The following is an 18,102-nucleotide window of genomic DNA, read 5'->3' on the forward strand; positions in this document are numbered from 1 at the left end:
TTTATTCCTTAGATAAAGCATTGATAGGATTTAAATTGGCAGCATTTTTTGCTGGAAAAAAACCGAAAATAATTCCAATTAAAATAGAACTCAATAAACCTAAAATAATAGACCCACTCGAAAGTATCATAGGAAAATCAACGCTAAAAGTATTAAAAGCAAAAACTATCGCTATGGATAAAAATACCCCCAAAATAGCACCGACTAAACATATCATTATTGCTTCTATTAAAAATTGCATCAAAATATCTTCTTTTCTAGCACCTATAGCCATACGAATTCCTATTTCTTTAGTTCTTTCACTAACTGAAACAAGCATAATATTCATAACACCTATACCACCGACAATTAAAGCGATAATAGCAATAGATGCTGTCAAAATGGTTGTGGTGCGCTCATTTTCTTCTATAGCTTTTTTTATACTATCTGAATTTATAGTAAAAAAATCTTTTTTTCCGCGTTTAATTTCTAAAATTCTAATCACAGCACTTTCGGCCAAAGAAGAGCTTACGCTATCCTTAACTTTTACTATGATTTCTCTTAAATTCCTATCTCCGGTTAATTTATTCATTAAAGTTGTATAAGGCATATAAAGACGCACTGTATTATCTTCAAAAAATTTATTTGTATCTTGCTTTAAGACCCCTATAATCTTAAAAGGTTGATCATCAAAAATAACAATACGACCTAAAATATTTTTACTTTCTTCATTTTTAAATATATTTTTTTTGGCATTATAATCAAGCACAACAACATTGGAACTATTTTTAATATCATCTTCGCTAAGCAAAGTCCCAGCTTCTAAATTTAAACCCTTAATTTTAAACTGATTTACGCCAACTCCTTCGCCTCTTGCGTTTAAAGAAGTATTTTTAAAGGTTACTACTCCAGAAGTTGTGGCTCTTGCCTCTACTGCATCTAGATATTCTAAAGATCTTAAAGTATTTAAATCACTAAAATTAAGTCTTGTTTTTCCAGATCTTAAATCCCCAAATCCTCTTCCTGGGATAATCTCAATTGTATTAGTTCCAAGTCTTGAAATAGATGAGAGAATTTTTTCTTGAGAGCCAAGACCTAAGGCAATTACACATACAACAGAAGCAATACCTATAATAATTCCTAACATAGTAAGTATTGATCTTAATTTGTGTGCAATAATAGACGAAAAAGCTATTTTAAAACTTTCTAAAATCTGATTTCTTAAAAGATCAAATGTTTTTATTTCTTTCGAAAAAGGTTTTAAATTTATTTTAAATTCTTTAGTATTTTTTTTGGTATCACTTAGTATTTTTCCATCTTTAATTTCTATAATTCTTTCTGCTTTAGCTGCAATACTTCTATCGTGTGTTACTAAAATAATAGTATGACCTAATTTATTAAGCTCTTGTAAAATTTCAAGAACTTTAATCCCGCTTTTACTATCTAAAGCTCCAGTTGGCTCATCTGCTAAAATCAAATCTCCACCATTCATTAAAGCTCTTGCTATACTAATTCTTTGCTGTTGTCCCCCACTTAGTTCATTTGGTTTAAAATCAAATTTATGCTCTAACTCCAAGCTAGATAAAAGCTCTCTTGCTCTTTGATTTCTTTGATGAAATTTTTTTCCTGTATATATAGCGGGCAAAGCGATATTTTCGCCCGCGCTTAATAAACTTAAAAGATTATATCTTTGAAAAATAAAACCAATTTTTTCACGTCTTAATCTAGCTTTTTGCTCTTTATCCAATAAAGTTACTTCATAATTTTCAAAAATATAACTCCCCTTGCTTGGTTCATCAAGGGTTCCAATAATATTCAATAAAGTTGTCTTGCCACTACCGCTTTGACCTATAATAGCAACAAATTCACCTTTTTCTATGTTTAAATTAACATTATCTAAGATACAAGTTTGATTTATAAATTTGCAAATATTTTTAAGATGTATCATCACATTCTCATCTTTTTTGTGTTATCTAAAGAATCTAAAGAAATAATTAATTCTTCATTTTCGCTTAAACCTTCTAAAACTTCAGTGTTTATAGCATCGTGAATTCCAAGTTTAATGTATTTTTTTATTTTTTTATCATTTTCTAAAATTTCTACATAATACCCATTGGCATCATTATAAATTGTATAAGTAGGCACCACAATAACATTTTTAGCACTTTGGATAATAATTTCATTTTGAATACTCATTCCAATGCGTAAAAAATTATTTTTATTAGGAACAAAAAATTTAGCATAATAATAAATTGCACTAGAAGAGGAGCTAGAAGAGTTAGAAGAGGAACTAGAATCGCTAACCTCAGTATCGGCTGGATCGATGCTTGAAATTAAAGCTTGATATTTTTTATCTGGATCGCTTAATACTGCAAAATTAACTTCTGTTCCTATTTTTATTTTATTAATATCAGCTTCTGCAATCTCCATTCTAACTTCCATTTCGTCTAAATTTGCGATTTTAACTATAGTTGGGGTGCTTTGATTGGCATTGACAGTTTGTCCTTCATCAACAGCAACATTTATAATATACCCATCTATTGGGGCCCTAATCGTCGTATATCCTAAATCTTTTTGAGCATTTTTAAGACTAATTTCAAGTTGGATAACTTGTGCATTTAAATCTGCAACATCTGCTTTAAGCGTATAATAATTGTTTTTAAGAGTTTCAAGACTTTCTAAAGATGTTGCTTTTTGAGCATAAAGCTTTTGCTCTCTTTGATACTGCTTGCTTGCTATATCAAAGGCAACTTTTTTACTTTCTAAACTTGCTTTTATACTTTCAAGTTTAGCTTTTGTAATATCTAAATCATTTTGCTGTTTATCTTTATCAATTTGAGCAATCAAATCACCTTGTTTAACCTTATCTCCAACTTTAACATAAAGTTTTATAATCTGCCCACTTACCTGAGCTCCCACATCAACTTGATCTTTGGCATAAACCTTTCCAACAGCTTCTATACTTTGCTCAATATTGCTTCTTTGAATTTTTTGAGTTACAACTTGAACTTTATCTTTGGTATAAAAAACACCATAATAAATTCCAAAAATAATACCTATTAACAAAACAATAAAAAGAATTTTATATTTCATTTAAAACCTTCAAAAATAAACTTAATTCTATTTAATAAAAATAAATTTTATGTGAATTTTAATATAAATTTCTATACGATTAAATTATATAAGGAGAAAAAATGAAAAAAGAATTAGAAGTTTTTACAACAAGGTATTCTTGTAGAAAATTTAGCAATAAAACAATTAAAGAAGAAGATTTAAAAGCTATTTTAGAAATAGCAAGATTAAGTCCAAGTTCTTTGGGATTAGAACCTTGGAAATTTTATGTTATTCAAGATAAAAAGAAATTAGAGGAGATATCTTTAATCGCTAATCATCAAGATCATGTTAAAACAGCTACAGCATTAATTATAATCACATCAAGATTTGATTTTAATGAATATTTTGAAAACAAACTAAAAGCAAGAAATATGCCAGAAGAAGAAATTAAAAAAAGAATTAATACTTATAAACCATTTTTAAATTCTTTAGATGAAAAACAAAAAATAGCCTACTCAAGAGAGCAAGCTTATATAGCATTAGCAAGTATACTTTATGCAGCAAATGCTTTAAAAATAAACTCTTGCACCATAGGAGGATTTAATCAAGAAAAATTAAATTCTTATTTAAATTTAAATTCTCAAAAAGAAAGCGCTACTTTAATTGTAGCTTTAGGAATTAGTGAAGAAGAGAAAATTCCTGTTAAAAATCGCTTTAGCTTTGATGAAGTAGTAAAATTTTTATAATTTTACTACATTTAAATTCTAATTTGTCCTTGTCCATCAATAATATATTTATAAGTACAAATCTCATTAATACCCATAGGGCCTCTAGCATGAAGTTTATTGGTAGAAATTCCAACTTCTCCACCAAAACCAAACTTAGAACCATCACTAAAACGCGTTGAAGCGTTTACATATACACAAGCTGATTGGATTGTTTTTTTAAATTTTTCTATATTATTAAAATCATTAGAAAGTATAGCTTCTGAGTGATAAGAACTATATTTATTAATATGCTCTATAGCTTCTTGGCAATCTTTTACAATTTTAATACTTAGTTCATAAGCAAGCCATTCTGTATAAAAAGTTTCATCATCGGCCAAAATATATTCTAAATTTGAATTTTCAAAAAATGAAAATGTATTTTTGCATACATGAATTTTAACTTTAAATTCCTCAAGCCTTGGGATAAGCAATTTAAAAAAATTTTTAGCAACACTTTCGTGCACCAATAAAGTTTCTAAAGCATTACAAACACTTACTCTTTGACATTTTGCATTTATGATAATATTTACAGCTTGCTCTAAAGAAGCATTATAATCTACAAAAATATGACATAAACCTTTATCTTGCTTTATTAAAGGAATTTTAGTGTTTTTAGAAAGCTCTTGTATCATTTTAGAACTTCCTCTTGGAATAATAACATCAATTAAATCATCCATTTTTAAAATAGAATACACATCATCTTTACTAAAAAGCATAGAAAAACAATCATTTAAATGATATTTTTCTAATATTTTATTTATAAGTGAAAAAATAGCTGCGTTGGTATTTTTTGCTTCACTTCCTCCTTTTAAAATACAAGCATTAGAACTCTTAAGCATCAAAGCTATGATCTCAGCACTTAAAGCAGGTCTTGCCTCATAAATAACACAAATTAAACCTATGGGAATTCTTATCTTTTGAATCAATAATCCATCTTCATTAACCCAGCCTTCTATAATGCTTCCTATAGGATCTTTTAAATAAGCGATTTTCTCTAAACTCAAGCAAAGATCCTCCAAGCGATTTTTATTTAATAAAAGTCTATCTTTTAAGGCATCATCTTTTTTAAAATCATGCAAATCTTTTAAATTTTCTTCTAAAATAAAATTAGAATTTTCCTTTAAAATCTTTGCAAAATCTAAAATAATATTTTCTTTTAATTTAGGATTTAAATTGTAAAGTTTTTGAGAGTTTTTTTTGATATTTTGAACAAAATTTCTCATTCTTTAATCCTTTGTTTACAAAAAACTTGTTAAATTATACAAAAATATTTAACAAAAAAAGGAAAAAAGTGGAAAAATTAGATTTAATTATTATTGGCGCTGGCCCTGCTGGAATTGGATGTGCCATAGAGGCCAAATTAAAAAATAAAAAAGTTTTAATTCTTGAAAAGACAAAAGAAATTTGCCAAACTCTAAGACAATTTTATAAAGACGGCAAAAGAGTTGATAAGGCTTATAAAGGATTAGAAGGAGAAAATTATAGTCATGTTCGCTTTGAAGACGGCACAAAAGAAAGCACTATAGAAAATTTTGAGTCTTTAATAAAAGAGCATGATATTAGCATAGAATTTTCAAGCGAAGTAGAAAGCGTTAAGCAAGATAAAGAAAATTTTATAGTAACAACTTCTAAAAACACTTACGAATGTCAAAATATTATTATTGCTATAGGAAGAATGGGTAAGCCTAATAAACCTGATTATAAACTACCTCCTACACTTACTAAAATAATTAATTTTAATGCTAATAATGTTCAAAACAATGAAAAGATTCTCATTGTTGGGGGAGGAAATTCTGCAGCAGAATATGCTGTTGATTTAGCTAGCAAAAATCAAGTTTGTCTTTGCTATAGAAAAGATAAATTTACAAGATTAAATGATACCAATTTAAACGATATAGAAAGTGCAGCAAATCAAAATAAATTATTATTAAAATTGGGTGTTGATATTCTAGAAGTAGAAGATGAAAATTCTAAGGCTAAAGTGAAATTTAATGATGGAACTTTTGAAATTTATGATCGTATAATTTATGCTATTGGCGGTTCAACTCCGGTTGATTTTTTACAAAAATGCGGTGTTAATGTTGATGATAAAGGAATACCTTTGATGAATGAAAATAAAGAAAGTAATATTAAAGGAATTTTTCTTGCAGGAGATATAACAACAAAAAATGGTGCTAGCATAGTTTGCGGTCTAAATGATGCAGCTAAAATCATTTCCGTGCTTAAATAATCTTAAAGATTATTTAGCACCTTCAAGCTCATAGATTTTTTTTCTCTCGCTAGAACTTCCAATATCAAGTTGTTTTCTGTATTTTGTTATTGTCCTTCTTCCTATATCAATTTTAAATTCTTTTTGTATCAATTCTAGAATTTTAAGATCGCTTAAAGGCTTTTTTTTGCTTTCATTTTTAATTAAATTTACAATAAATTCTTTTACACTCGTATTTGATGTTTCACCATTTTCATCTAAAGCGATAGTAAAAAAGTCTTTTAAAGGTATAAGACCTCTTTCACAGCTTAAATATTTATTTGCAATTGCCCTTGAAATAGTAGAAGTATTACGTTCTAAATCATCTGCAATATTTTTTAAAGTCATAGGCTTAATTTCTTTACCCAAGAAAAAATCGTATTGATATTCTACTATCATAAGTCCTATTTTATAAAGAGTTGCTTTTCTCATAGCTAAAGCATCAATCAAATTTTTGGCTTCCTTGATATAAGCACTTAAAAATTCATGACTCATTCCATCGGTTTCTAAAAATATTTCTGGATAATATTCATCATTTATTTTAACTTTTATCTCATCATTTTCCCTGAAAATAAAAATATCAGGAACTATTTGTCTGCTATCTTCAAAATATTCGATAAAAGGAGGTATGCTAAATTTTCGGATTAAAACTATTGCCTCCTTATAAAGTTTTTCTTTTGTATAAGATCCTATATTTTCAAAATCTTTAATCAAAATTTTACAAAATTCGTAAAGCTCATTATTAATATCTAAATTATCCAAAGCAAATAAAAATGCTTCTTTATAGTCTTTTGCTCCCACCCCTATGGGTTCTAAAAATTTAAATCTTAATCTTACATTTTCAATTTCACTTTGGCTCCACTCTTTTAAAAGCTCTTCATCAAATTCAAAATATCCTTCATGATTTAAACATTCTATAATTTTATATGCAATTTTTTGAGATTTCTCCGTAGGAAATAAAGGCGGAATGATTTGTTCATTTAAAATTTCATAAACACTTTTCTGCGTTATAGCCATATGTTGAAGATTTTGTGCTTGAGTAGAATTTTTATAAAAATAATCTATATAATTTTTATTATTAGCTTGTGTATTAACATTTTCTTTGATATTAATAAAAGGATTTTCCTTGCTAAACTCATCTAAATTTTCTTTTAAATCTTCAATATTTGCTTGTAAAATAGGCAACCAACTTCTTAAAGTCTGAGAAAGCTTATTTTTTGGAGCTAATTTTTGCTTTAACATACTTAATCCAAGAATTTAAACTCTGTTCCTAAATAATGTTTGATCACATCTTTATTATACGCTATTTCCTTAGCACTACCGCTAGCCAATAATGCGCCTGATTTAATAACATAAGCCCTATCACAAATTGCCAAAGTTTCTCTTACATTATGATCTGTAATTAAAACACCAATATTTAAGCTTTTAAGCTCATTAATCAAATTTTGAATTTCAGCAACAGCAATGGGATCAACTCCAGCAAAAGGCTCATCAAGCAATAAAAATTTAGGATCACATATTAAAGATCTTGCAATTTCACATCTTCTTCTCTCGCCTCCACTAAGACTTAATCCTTTTCTTAAACGAATAGGCTCTATACTTAAAAGCTCCAACATTTGCTCTACTTTTTCTTTTAAAATTTTTTTATCTTTATAAAAAACTTGTGCCGCTAAAAGTAAATTATCCTCCACGCTTAAATCTTTAAAAATACTACTTTCCTGTGGTAAATAACCAATTCCTTGTCTAGCTCTTTTGTTTAATGGATCCTTTGTGATATCCTTTGAATCAAGTAAAACTTGACCATTACTAGGCGGAATTAATCCACAAATCATATAAAAAGTTGTCGTTTTTCCAGCCCCATTAGGCCCTAAAAGACCAACAACTTCACCGCTATTTAGCTCCAAAGAAACACTATGAATAATTTTAGTTTTTTTAATTACTTTTTCTAAATTAAGAATTTCTAGCTTACTCATAAATCTTATACTTTCTCTTATCTTTAAATAATTCAATTTCTATAAAAATGCTTTTTTTTCCAAAACGTTCGAGGCAGTTTTTTAAATTTTCATCACCCCATTCCACCAAGTGCAAAGCATTTTCAAAAAAATTTTCTATCAAAGCATTATCTAATAATGACTTAAAACCTTTTTGATAAATATCATAATGATAAACTATATATTGATCATTGAAATACTTTTGCATTATAGAAAAAGTAGGAGAATCAACCAAATCCTTAATGCCTAAATAATTTACAAATTCTTTAACCAAAGTCGTTTTTCCACTTGCTAAATCACCCTTAATTAAAATTACACCCTCCTTGGGCAAATGTCTAAAAAGCTGATTAAGCTCGTTTTGTTTTAAAATCATCTCTAGCATATTTTAGTCACATACTCATTTTGTGATGATTTGGGGATATTTTTTGTTGTGGGAATAGCTAAAACTTTGTAACTTTGAATCCCATTATTAAAATGCAAAGAAATAATATCATTGATTTTTACTTCTTTGCTTGCTTTAACTACATTCCCATTAATAGAAACTACACCATTTTTACACATATCTTCAGAAATAGCACGTCTTTTTGTAATATTTACTACGTTTAAAAATTTATCTATTCTCATACTTCAAATTATATCAAAAAAAATATATTTTGGAACAAAAAATGCTTGTATTTAAAAATTTTACCCAAACAAAATAATAAAAATTAATATTTTCTGTATAGAAAGTAGACTTTAAAGAGAAAAATAATAAAATTTATCCTAATATTGTTAAAAATCAAAACATTAAGGAATACTTATGAAAGTTTTACTCATAAAAGATGTAAAAAGCTTAGGCAAAGCAGGAGAAATAAAAGAAGTAAAAGATGGATATGGACAAAACTTTCTTATAGGAAAAGGTTACGCTAAACTAGCTACAACAGAAGTTTTAAGAAAATACGAAGCTCAAAAGAAAAAAGAAGCTGAAAATTTAAGATTTGAATTAGCAAATTTAGAAAAACTAAAAGAAGAATTAAGCAAAATTACTATTGAAATTGTAAAACCGGTCGGAGCAAATGGGAATTTATTTGGCGGAGTTACTAAAGATGAAATAGCACATGCCTTAAAAGAACAAAAAAATATTGAAATTGACAAAAAAACTTTAGAGTGTGATACAATAAAAAGCCTAGGATGTCATAGTGTTAGTTTGAAATTAGGACATAGTATCCATGCGCAATTTAATATCAATGTAAAGGCTGAGTAATGTTTCATGCAACTACAATTTTAGCTTATAAAGGAAAAAATAAGTCTGTTATTGGAGGCGATGGACAAGTAAGTTTTGGCAATACAGTTTTAAAAGCAAATGCTGTAAAAATACGAAAACTTAACAATGGAAAGGTTTTGGCAGGTTTTGCAGGAAGTACAGCTGATGCTTTCAATCTTTTTGATATGTTTGAAAATTTACTTCAAAGCTCTAAAGGAGATCTTTTAAAAGCTGCAATCGACTTCTCTAAAGAATGGCGTAAAGATAAATTTTTAAGAAAACTAGAAGCAATGATGCTAGTGCTGGATAGAGAGCATATATTTTTACTCTCAGGAACTGGAGATGTAGTTGAACCAGAAGATGGAGCTATTGCTGCCATTGGAAGTGGTGGAAATTATGCCTTATCGGCTGCTAGAGCATTAGCAAAACATAGCAATTTAGACGAAGAAGAGCTTGTAAAATCAAGCCTTCAAATTGCTGGAGAAATTTGTATTTACACCAATACAAACATTAAAACTTACTGCATAAAGGATGAAAAATGAATTTAACTCCTAAAGAGATTGTCCATTTTTTAGATGATTATATTATTGGTCAAAAAAATGCAAAAAAAATTATAGCTATTGCTTTAAGAAATCGTTATCGCAGAATGCAGTTAACTCCAGATCTTCAAGATGATATTATGCCAAAAAATATTCTTATGATAGGATCAACTGGAGTTGGAAAAACCGAAATTGCAAGAAGATTGGCTAAAATGATGGGATTTCCATTTATCAAAATTGAAGCAAGCAAATATACAGAAGTTGGTTTTGTTGGACGCGATGTTGAAAGTATGGTGAGAGATTTAGCTAATGCGGCTTTAAATTTAGTTAAAAATGAACATAAGGAAAAAAATCAAGAAAAAATTGATCAATTTATTGAAGATAAAATTCTAGAAAAACTCTTACCTCCTTTGCCAAAAGGCGTTAGTGATGAAAAACAAGAAGAATATAAAAATAGCTTTGAAAAAATGAGAACTAAGCTTAGAAATGGAGATCTTGACGAAAGTATGATTGAGATAGAAGTTTCTCAAAATATGTTTGATACTAATCCAAATCTACCTCCTGAAATGGGTGCAATGCAGGATATAGTTAAGGTTATTGGAGTAGGAAGCAAAAAAGTAAAAAAAGAAATGAAAATTAAAGACGCTAAAAATGCCTTAAAAAATGAAGCAAGTGATAAAATTCTTGATCAAGAAAGTATTAAAAGCGAAGCTTTAAAAAGAGCAGAAAATGAAGGAATTATATTTATTGATGAAATTGATAAAATAGCAATTTCAAGCGGAAATTCAAGCAGACAAGATCCAAGCAAAGAAGGTGTTCAAAGAGACTTACTTCCTATAGTTGAAGGAAGTAGCGTGCAAACAAAACTTGGAACTTTAAAAACAGATCATATTCTTTTTATTGCTGCAGGTGCTTTTCATTTAAGCAAACCAAGTGATTTAATTCCTGAACTTCAAGGACGCTTTCCTTTAAGAGTTGAGCTTGATAGTTTAGATGATAAAGCTCTTTATGAAATTTTAACACGACCTAAAAATTCATTATTAAAACAATACATAGAGCTTTTAAAAACCGAAAAATTAGAGCTTGAATTTGATGATGAAGCTATAAAAGAAATAGCAAAAATTGCTTCAAAAGCCAATGAAGAAATGCAAGATATCGGAGCAAGACGCTTACATACAGTTATAGAAAAACTTTTAGAAGATTTAAGTTTTGAAGCTGATATGTATGCTGGAAAAAAATTCACAGTAGATAAAAATATGGTTAAAGAAAAATTAGAAAATGTGATAGAAAATAAAGATTTAGCAAGGTATATTTTGTGAAATCAGGCTTTGTGAGTGTTATTGGTAGAACAAATGCAGGGAAAAGCACTTTAATTAATTCCTTGCTTGAAGAAAAAATTACCTTAGTCTCTCACAAACAAAACGCAACAAGACGCAAAATAAAAGCTATTGTAATGCACGGTAATGATCAAATTATTATCGTGGATACACCCGGTCTTCATAAAAGTTCTCAAAAAATAAATCAAATGTTAGTTCAAAGTGCTATTAAATCTATAAGTGATTGTGATCTTATTTTATTTGTAGCAAGTGTTTTTGATCCTATTAAAGATTATGAAGATTTTTTAAGTCTAAGCCCTAAAGTACCACACATCATAGTAATCAACAAAGTAGACTTAATAAACAATATGCAGTTATTGCAGAAATTAAACGAATATAATCAATTTAACACCTTTAAAGCTGTTATTCCTTATTCTTCAAAGAAAAAATCTTATAAGAAAATTCTATTAGATGAAATCATTAAATATTTACCAGAACATGAATATTTTTATGATCCTCAGTTTCTAACCACAAGCAATGAAAAAGATCTTTATAGAGATTTTATTTTAGAAGCTGTATATGAGAATTTAAGCGAAGAACTTCCTTATTGTAGTGAAGTTCTTATAAAAAAACTCAAAGATAAAAATGAATTTTTAATCATCGAAGCAGATATTATCACAGATACAAATTCCCATAAAGCTATGATTATAGGAAAAGAAGGCAAAACATTAAAAAGAATAGGAAAAGACGCAAGAATTAAAATTTCAAAACTTGCCCAAAAAAAAGTTCTATTAAAACTTTTTATTCAAATTAAAAAAAATTGGCAAAAAGATGAAAACTTTATAAAAAAGCTTTTAAATGAAGAAGAGTAAAAACCAAGGCTCTTTTATTTCTTTTAATCAGCTAATTTATACTCAAAAACAAGGGGAATTTGACAATGACTCTTTGTTTATAAATACAACAAAAGAACTTAATCTCACTCCAGCTTTTAAATATCAAATGAGTTTTGTTAAACAAAATGATACTTATCATATTTTTTTTACTTTGATTGAAAATTTAAATTCTTTAAAGTTTTGCTATCCAGAACCTTTACTTTTTAAAGTATTATTTGATGAAAAAATAATCAAAGAATCAAATTTTGCACTTATAAATTTCAATGAAAATTTTACTTTTTTAACTTTTTATCAAAACGGAAATTTATGCACAATCAAAAATTTACCTCAATTTAGCCTTAAAGATATCAATTTAAAAAATCAAAATGAAAGAGAAAAACTCTTTTTTGAAATCCTTTTTGAGCAAGGTCGTGTTTTAGAACTTTTAAAATATTATAAAACTCAAATTTTTATTCTTCATCGTGATCAATTCAAATTTAGTCAATTTTTAATGAAACACATTGATATTCCTTTTTTAAATTTAGAAAATATTTTAAAAGAAAATGCTTTAGAAAAATTAAGCGTTTTGGCACAAAAGCATCTTGATAATGATGCAAATTTTATCAAGATAACAAAAACAAATTTTACTCCTTATCTTAAGATTATTGTTTTCTTTTTATTATGTTATTGCTTTTCTTTAGCTATTTTATTTTTAAAAAATTACCCATCTTATAAAGAAAGCCAAATAACCAAAAAATACAATCAAAATTTAAATTATGAATTTGAAAAAATTATTAAACAAAATAATAATATAAAGCAAGAAAATCAAGAATTAAATTCTATGATTAATAATCAAAAGCTTTTGTTAAAACAAAATGAAAACATCTTATTGGAGCTAAATAAAAATTTCATTCTTAATAATCAAACACGAACCCTTTTTGAATTTATTTCTTTATTAAATCAAAAAAATATACAAATTTTAACTCTTAGCTTATCAAATTATACTATTATGGTTTCATTTTACAATAAAGATAATTTCAAAAAAACACTAGAACTATTCAATGATAAGTCCTCATTTAAAATCATTGACAAAGATGAAACTGCGTTAAAAATTTCTCTAGGTTATAAAAATGATTGATTTAAACATTTCATTTAAAAATTTAAATCTAAGAGAAAAAATTCTTCTTCTTATCTTTTTAGTTATATTTGCATTTTTTCTTGCTTTTAAAACTTACGAATTTCTCTTTGTTTTTATTGATGAATTAAGTATTGATGAGCAAAATATATACAACCAAAAAACAGAACTTTCTAATTTAAAAACAAAACAAAAAGAATTACAAGATATATTAGCAAAGCAAACAGAAAAAATCAGTCTGTACAATAAACAAATAAATAAATTTAAACACAGTTATGAAGAATATATTGAAGAAATAGAAATTTTAGCGAAGAAATATAATATTATTTTTGAAAATATTCAAAATTCACATACTGAATTTAATTATATACAAAAATACAATGTTTTTCTAATAGCAAGAGGAGATTTTAAAAATTTGTTGGAATTTATTCTAGCTTTGGAAAATTCAAAATTTTATTTAAATATAAAAAGCATTGACATAGAAAATCTAAAAAGCATTAACCTAGAACTCAAATTAACACTTAATTTTATAATTTTAAAATAAAGGCTTGACAATGACTTATAAACAAAAAATATGCCTACTACAAAAAAGCATGATAGAAAATAAAATCGATATTTATATAGTTTTAAATTCTGATCCTCATTTATCAGAATATTTAACACAACATTATCAATGTATATCTTTTATGAGTGGTTTTAAAGGCTCTTATGGGGTGCTTATTTTCACACATGATAAGGCATTTTTATGGACAGATGGAAGATATTGGCTTCAAGCACAAAAAGAACTTAAAGAAAGTGGGGTTATTTTAAAAAAACAAGATACAAATCATACTTTTAAAGACTGGATAAAAGAATACTGTAACCCTCAAACAACTATAGGCATTGATTTTAAAACTCTTCCTTTAGCACTTGAAAATGATTTAAAAAAATATTGCAATTTAATACATAGTGATTTAATTTCTAAAATTTGGATCAATCGACCAGAACTTCCAACTTATAGTATTTATGAGCATCCTAAAAAATTTTATTCTTTATCAAGAGAAGATAAGATTATTCTTATTCGCAAAGAAATGAAACGATTAAGAGCTGATGCGCATTTTATTTCTAGTCTTGATGATATAGCGTGGATTTTAAATTTAAGAGGCAAAGATATAGAATTTAACCCTCTTTTCTTTAGTTTTTTGCTTATTACAAAACAGCAGATTTTATTTTTTATTAATCCAGAAAAACTCAATCATTTTTTAAAAAATAAGCTACAAAATGAAGGCATTATTCTTAAAAACTATGAGAATATATACAAAGAACTCAAAAATCTAAAAAATACAACACTCTTAATAGATCCTAATAAAACAACATCTTTTTTTCTTCAAGATCTAAAAAATATCACAATCATACAGGATTTAAATCCAAGCACATATTTAAAATCATGCAAAGATGAAAAAGAAATCTCTTGCATTAAAAAAGCAATGATAGAAGATGGTATAGCACTTTGTCGTTTTTGTTCTTGGTTTGAAGAAAATATCCATCTAGGTTTTAATGAATTTGAAATCGGAATAAAATTAAGTGAATTTCGCTCTAAAAGTCCTTATTACATTAGCGATAGTTTTGCCAATATTGTAGGCTTTAATGCTAATGGGGCAATTATTCATTATAAAGCAGATGAAAAGAATTCATCTTTAATCAAAGAAAATGGCTTATTATTAATTGATTCTGGGGGTCAATATTTAAACGGGACAACAGATATTACACGTGTTTTTCCTATTGGAAAAATCAGTGCTAAACAAAAAAAAGATTATACTTTGATCTTAAAGGCATTAATTTCAATTTCTACTACTATTTTTCCAAAAAATATTTCTATGCCTTTACTTGATAGCATTACAAGAAAACCTTTATGGCAACAACAAATAAACTATAACCACGGAAGTGGTCATGGGGTTGGATATTTTCTAAGTGTTCATGAAGGTCCGCAAAATCTTTCGTATACAACTATGCCTTCTTTTAAACATCAGACAAAAAAAGGTATGATTAGCTCTTTAGAGCCTGGTATCTATAGAAAAGATAAATGGGGAATAAGACTTGAAAATTTAGCTATTATTTTAGATGTTAAAAAACCAAAAGAACAAGAATTTGGAGATTATTTATATTTTAAAACTCTAACTCTTTTTCCTTTTGAAAAAAAATGCATTGATTTAAAATTATTAAATTCAAAAGAAAAAAAGTGGCTTAATGATTATCACAAAGAAGTTTACAAAAAACTTCATAAAAAGCTTCAAGTAAAAGAACTAAAATGGCTAAAGAAAAAAACAGCTCCTATTAAATTTTAGAACTTTTTAAACTTAAATAGCCAAAAATATTAACCAAAATACTCACAAATAAAAGCATTAATATAGAACTTTGAAAATTTCCAAATTTATCGTGCATAAATCCTATTAACCAAGGAGCTTGTGCTGCTATAAGATATCCAAAACCTTGCGCAAAAGAAGAAAGTTTAGTTGCAATTTGTGTGCTAGAACTTTTTTGAGCTATAAAAAGTAAAGCTATTCCAAAAACGCCACCCCAAGGAAAACCTATAAAAAAAGAACTTAAAATCATTATCTCTTTGCTATTAAAAAAGAACAATAAAGCAAATGGTATAACATACAAAGTACATAAAATAGCTATATAAATACTATGAAAATGCGGTTTAATTTTCCCTAAAAGCAAAGGTCCAAATAAAGATACAGGCACAGCAATAATTTGAGCAAATAATATCATATGTGTAGCAAATTCTTTAGAATATCCTTTTTCTATAATAAATTGAATATACCAAGAAAAAATACTATATGCTAAAAAACTTTGCAACCCCATAAAAAAAGTAACTTTCCAGGCTGTAGAATTTTTAAAAAGATTAATATTTTTTTTAATTTTCTTTTTAGAACGCAAAAAACGACCATTTTTTGCTTGAGGATAATAAATAATTAAAGCCAACAAAGCAAAAATCATCCAAAATGCCATTGAGCTCTTTATACCCAAAAAATCAAGCAAAGGAATAGCCAAAAAAATACCAGCTATAGAAGAAATACTAAGCATTAGGCTATAAACACCCATCATGGAAGAAATTTTATTAGGAAATTTTTCTTTTATAAAACTTGGCAATAATACATTAGCAATAGCGATACCACAACCTACAAGCAACATACCTAAAAATAATCCAAAATATCCAGTATAAGATCTTAAAAATTCTCCTATAAAGATAAGAATTATCCCAATTATCATAGTTTTTAAAGGCGAAAAATATCCAACAAAAAAAGAAATAATTCCAAAAGAAAACAAAGGCAAAGTGGTAAGCATACCAGCCAAGGTAGAATTAAGAAAATAATACTCTTTAATTGTATCAACAACAGGACCTATAGAAGTTATAGGAGCTCTTAAATTAAAAGCTATAGCAATAACTATAAAAAAATTAAGCCAAAAAATTTTTTTGTACATAGAATAATATCGCAATCATTTAAAGGTTCAAAGGGGCAATTTTATCTAAAATAACTTAAATATGTTTTATTAATATGATATTAATAAAACATATAAATTAAATTTTTATTTAATTATTTTGAAAGAAAGCATCTAATTCTTTAATATTTGGCATTTCTGTAATTTCATTTACTAATTCTTTATAAACAATTTTACCTTCTTTGATTACAAACACAGCTCTAGCCAATAGACCCTCTAAAGCACCATCTGCAATTAAAACACCATACTTTTCTCCAAATTCTTTTGCAACAAAATCACTTGCTACTATAATATTATCAATTCCTTCTGTAGAGCAAAATCTTCCCATTGCAAAAGGTAGATCCATGCTTACAACTATAACTTGTGCATTTGGATAAGAAGCTATTTTTTGATTAAATTCTCTTGCTTCTGTGGCGCAAACTGGAGTATCAAGACTTGGGAGACTTAAAACAATCTGAGTTTTTCCTTCTTCAGCTATAATAACTTCACTTAAATCTTTTGCTTTAAGTTTTACTTTTGGTGCAGCTACGCCTACCTCTAAAGCATCGCCTTTTAATTTTACTAAACTACCTTTGAAATTTACTGAATTCATAATTTATCCTTTTTATAAAATAAAACATAATTAATCTAATGTTTTAAGAGTAATTATATCTTAAATAAATTTAATTATTTTTAATATTTATCTTTTTTTAAATAATTATTTTTTTACAGCTCTCCAAGTATATTTTTTCCATACTTTTTGCGCCTCTTTGCTTTGTATAAAATTAACAAATTCTAAAGCTTGTTTATTTTGAAGTCCTTTTTGGGTTGGAGCTATTTCAGCTGCACGGTAAATTACCACTTTATTGTCTTTTATAAATAAAGCTTTATCGCCTAAAGCCTTAGCCCAATGAGACCAAATAATTAAAACATCGATATCTTGATTATTATTCCATTCATCTATTGCGACTTTAGAATTTTTAGCATAAATTTTAATATTTTTACGCAATTTTACAAGATTTTCTCTTTTGCCACTTTTTAAAGCCATATCCTCATAAAGCCCTACTTGTCCAGCTCCGTCTACAACCATTATATTGACACCATCTTTTAAAATATCATCAAAATTTTTAATATTTTTTGGATTATTTGGACGCACAATCATTCCTGAAGGACGCACATTTAAAACATTTAAATTTTCCAAACTCAAATTTGGAATTTTTTTAATAAAATCATCCATCATAGAAGTATTACCAGAATAAATTAAATCTGCATTTTCTTTTGCTTTATCAATCCAAGATGAAGTTGGACCCGCAATTACAGTAACTTTTTCTTTTGTCTTTTCTTCAAATTTTTTTGCAAGTTCCTTTATAGCAGGTGCTGGACCTCCTGGACCATAGACTAAAATTTCAGCATTTAAAAAACTTGCCGCTATTAAACTTGAAATAATTATTTTTTTCATTTAAACCTTTCATTAATATTTAAAACAAGATTTT

19 protein-coding genes are annotated in these 18,102 nt (G+C 27.1%); 9 read left to right on the forward strand and 10 right to left on the reverse strand.

The genetic code is table 11. From position 1 onward, the window contains the following. Nucleotide 1: 1 nt before the first annotated feature. Both DU473_RS05760 and DU473_RS05765 read right to left on the reverse strand, forming a co-directional pair. The gene (locus DU473_RS05760; RefSeq protein ID WP_131165996.1) at nucleotides 2–1,927 is read right to left on the reverse strand and encodes an ABC transporter permease; all 1,926 of its coding nucleotides are present in this window, start codon (nucleotides 1,925–1,927) and stop codon (nucleotides 2–4) included. Further along, complete coding sequence (locus DU473_RS05765; protein ID WP_131186693.1) at nucleotides 1,927–3,072, reverse strand: efflux RND transporter periplasmic adaptor subunit; 1,146 nt, start codon at nucleotides 3,070–3,072, stop codon at nucleotides 1,927–1,929. Before DU473_RS05765 ends, DU473_RS05760 begins: the two co-directional genes overlap by 1 nt. 101 nt (nucleotides 3,073–3,173) lie before the next feature. Between DU473_RS05765 and DU473_RS05770 the strand changes: the two genes are divergently transcribed. Next, nucleotides 3,174–3,779: a nitroreductase family protein gene (locus DU473_RS05770; RefSeq protein ID WP_131163870.1), complete on the forward strand. Its 606-nt coding sequence runs from the start codon at nucleotides 3,174–3,176 to the stop codon at nucleotides 3,777–3,779. An 11-nt stretch (nucleotides 3,780–3,790) separates the two neighbouring features. On the opposite strand, the gene DU473_RS05775 is transcribed toward DU473_RS05770, so the two are convergent. Next, nucleotides 3,791–5,023 carry a glutamate-5-semialdehyde dehydrogenase gene (locus DU473_RS05775; RefSeq protein WP_131163869.1) on the reverse strand — a complete coding sequence of 411 codons (1,233 nt, stop codon included), beginning with the start codon at nucleotides 5,021–5,023 and terminating at the stop codon, nucleotides 3,791–3,793. 68 nt (nucleotides 5,024–5,091) lie between these two features. On the opposite strand from DU473_RS05775, the gene DU473_RS05780 reads away from it, so the two are divergent. Then, complete coding sequence (locus DU473_RS05780) at nucleotides 5,092–6,030, forward strand: NAD(P)-binding domain-containing protein (RefSeq protein ID WP_131165994.1); 939 nt, start codon at nucleotides 5,092–5,094, stop codon at nucleotides 6,028–6,030. A 9-nt stretch (nucleotides 6,031–6,039) separates the two neighbouring features. Here the strand turns inward: DU473_RS05780 and DU473_RS05785 are convergent, their stop codons facing one another. From DU473_RS05785 to DU473_RS05800, 4 genes are read right to left on the reverse strand one after another with little or no spacing between them, the layout of a single operon-like run. Continuing rightward, a complete protein-coding gene (locus tag DU473_RS05785; RefSeq protein ID WP_131186694.1) occupies nucleotides 6,040–7,290 on the reverse strand; it encodes an RNA polymerase factor sigma-54 in 1,251 nt (416 codons plus the stop codon). A 2-nt stretch (nucleotides 7,291–7,292) separates the two neighbouring features. Then, the gene (gene lptB / locus DU473_RS05790) at nucleotides 7,293–8,021 is read right to left on the reverse strand and encodes an LPS export ABC transporter ATP-binding protein (protein WP_131163866.1); all 729 of its coding nucleotides are present in this window, start codon (nucleotides 8,019–8,021) and stop codon (nucleotides 7,293–7,295) included. After that, nucleotides 8,014–8,421 carry a tRNA (adenosine(37)-N6)-threonylcarbamoyltransferase complex ATPase subunit type 1 TsaE gene (gene tsaE, locus DU473_RS05795; RefSeq protein WP_131163865.1) on the reverse strand — a complete coding sequence of 136 codons (408 nt, stop codon included), beginning with the start codon at nucleotides 8,419–8,421 and terminating at the stop codon, nucleotides 8,014–8,016. Before tsaE ends, lptB begins: the two co-directional genes overlap by 8 nt. Next, nucleotides 8,415–8,663: an RNA-binding S4 domain-containing protein gene (locus DU473_RS05800; RefSeq protein ID WP_131163864.1), complete on the reverse strand. Its 249-nt coding sequence runs from the start codon at nucleotides 8,661–8,663 to the stop codon at nucleotides 8,415–8,417. Before DU473_RS05800 ends, tsaE begins: the two co-directional genes overlap by 7 nt. A 175-nt stretch (nucleotides 8,664–8,838) precedes the next feature. On the opposite strand from DU473_RS05800, the gene rplI reads away from it, so the two are divergent. Genes rplI through DU473_RS05835 form a run of 7 tightly spaced genes read left to right on the forward strand, consistent with a single transcriptional unit; the run spans nucleotide 8,839 to nucleotide 15,468 of the window. Further along, entirely contained in the window at nucleotides 8,839–9,282 is a 444-nt protein-coding gene (gene rplI / locus DU473_RS05805; protein ID WP_131165990.1) for a 50S ribosomal protein L9, read from the forward strand. Further along, nucleotides 9,282–9,824, forward strand: a complete 543-nt coding sequence (hslV, locus tag DU473_RS05810; RefSeq protein ID WP_131163862.1) for an ATP-dependent protease subunit HslV — start codon at nucleotides 9,282–9,284, stop codon at nucleotides 9,822–9,824. The genes rplI and hslV overlap by 1 nt, the downstream gene beginning before the upstream one ends. Next, a complete protein-coding gene (gene hslU / locus DU473_RS05815; RefSeq protein ID WP_131163861.1) occupies nucleotides 9,821–11,140 on the forward strand; it encodes an ATP-dependent protease ATPase subunit HslU in 1,320 nt (439 codons plus the stop codon). Before hslV ends, hslU begins: the two co-directional genes overlap by 4 nt. Continuing rightward, a complete protein-coding gene (gene era / locus DU473_RS05820; RefSeq protein WP_131186695.1) occupies nucleotides 11,137–12,009 on the forward strand; it encodes a GTPase Era in 873 nt (290 codons plus the stop codon). The genes hslU and era overlap by 4 nt, the downstream gene beginning before the upstream one ends. Continuing rightward, a complete protein-coding gene (locus DU473_RS05825; protein ID WP_131186696.1) occupies nucleotides 11,996–13,147 on the forward strand; it encodes a hypothetical protein in 1,152 nt (383 codons plus the stop codon). The genes era and DU473_RS05825 overlap by 14 nt, the downstream gene beginning before the upstream one ends. Beyond that, nucleotides 13,140–13,688 (forward strand): hypothetical protein, encoded by a 549-nt coding sequence (locus DU473_RS05830; protein ID WP_131163858.1) that lies wholly within the window; start codon nucleotides 13,140–13,142, stop codon nucleotides 13,686–13,688. Before DU473_RS05825 ends, DU473_RS05830 begins: the two co-directional genes overlap by 8 nt. 10 nt (nucleotides 13,689–13,698) lie before the next feature. Then, entirely contained in the window at nucleotides 13,699–15,468 is a 1,770-nt protein-coding gene (locus tag DU473_RS05835) for an aminopeptidase P family protein (protein ID WP_131186697.1), read from the forward strand. Here the strand turns inward: DU473_RS05835 and DU473_RS05840 are convergent. The 3 genes from DU473_RS05840 to DU473_RS05850 form a co-directional block, all read right to left on the reverse strand. Beyond that, on the reverse strand, nucleotides 15,458–16,612 hold the full coding sequence (locus tag DU473_RS05840) for an MFS transporter (RefSeq protein ID WP_131186698.1): 1,155 nt from the start codon (nucleotides 16,610–16,612) through the stop codon (nucleotides 15,458–15,460). The genes DU473_RS05835 and DU473_RS05840 overlap by 11 nt on opposite strands. A 109-nt stretch (nucleotides 16,613–16,721) precedes the next feature. Next, nucleotides 16,722–17,222: a thiol peroxidase gene (gene tpx, locus DU473_RS05845; RefSeq protein WP_131163855.1), complete on the reverse strand. Its 501-nt coding sequence runs from the start codon at nucleotides 17,220–17,222 to the stop codon at nucleotides 16,722–16,724. 105 nt (nucleotides 17,223–17,327) lie between these two features. Beyond that, nucleotides 17,328–18,068: an extracellular solute-binding protein gene (locus DU473_RS05850; RefSeq protein ID WP_131186699.1), complete on the reverse strand. Its 741-nt coding sequence runs from the start codon at nucleotides 18,066–18,068 to the stop codon at nucleotides 17,328–17,330. Between the last annotated feature and the right edge of the window lie 34 nt (nucleotides 18,069–18,102).

This window comes from Campylobacter novaezeelandiae (assembly GCF_004323845.1).
In the GTDB taxonomy this organism is placed as follows: domain Bacteria; phylum Campylobacterota; class Campylobacteria; order Campylobacterales; family Campylobacteraceae; genus Campylobacter_D; species Campylobacter_D novaezeelandiae.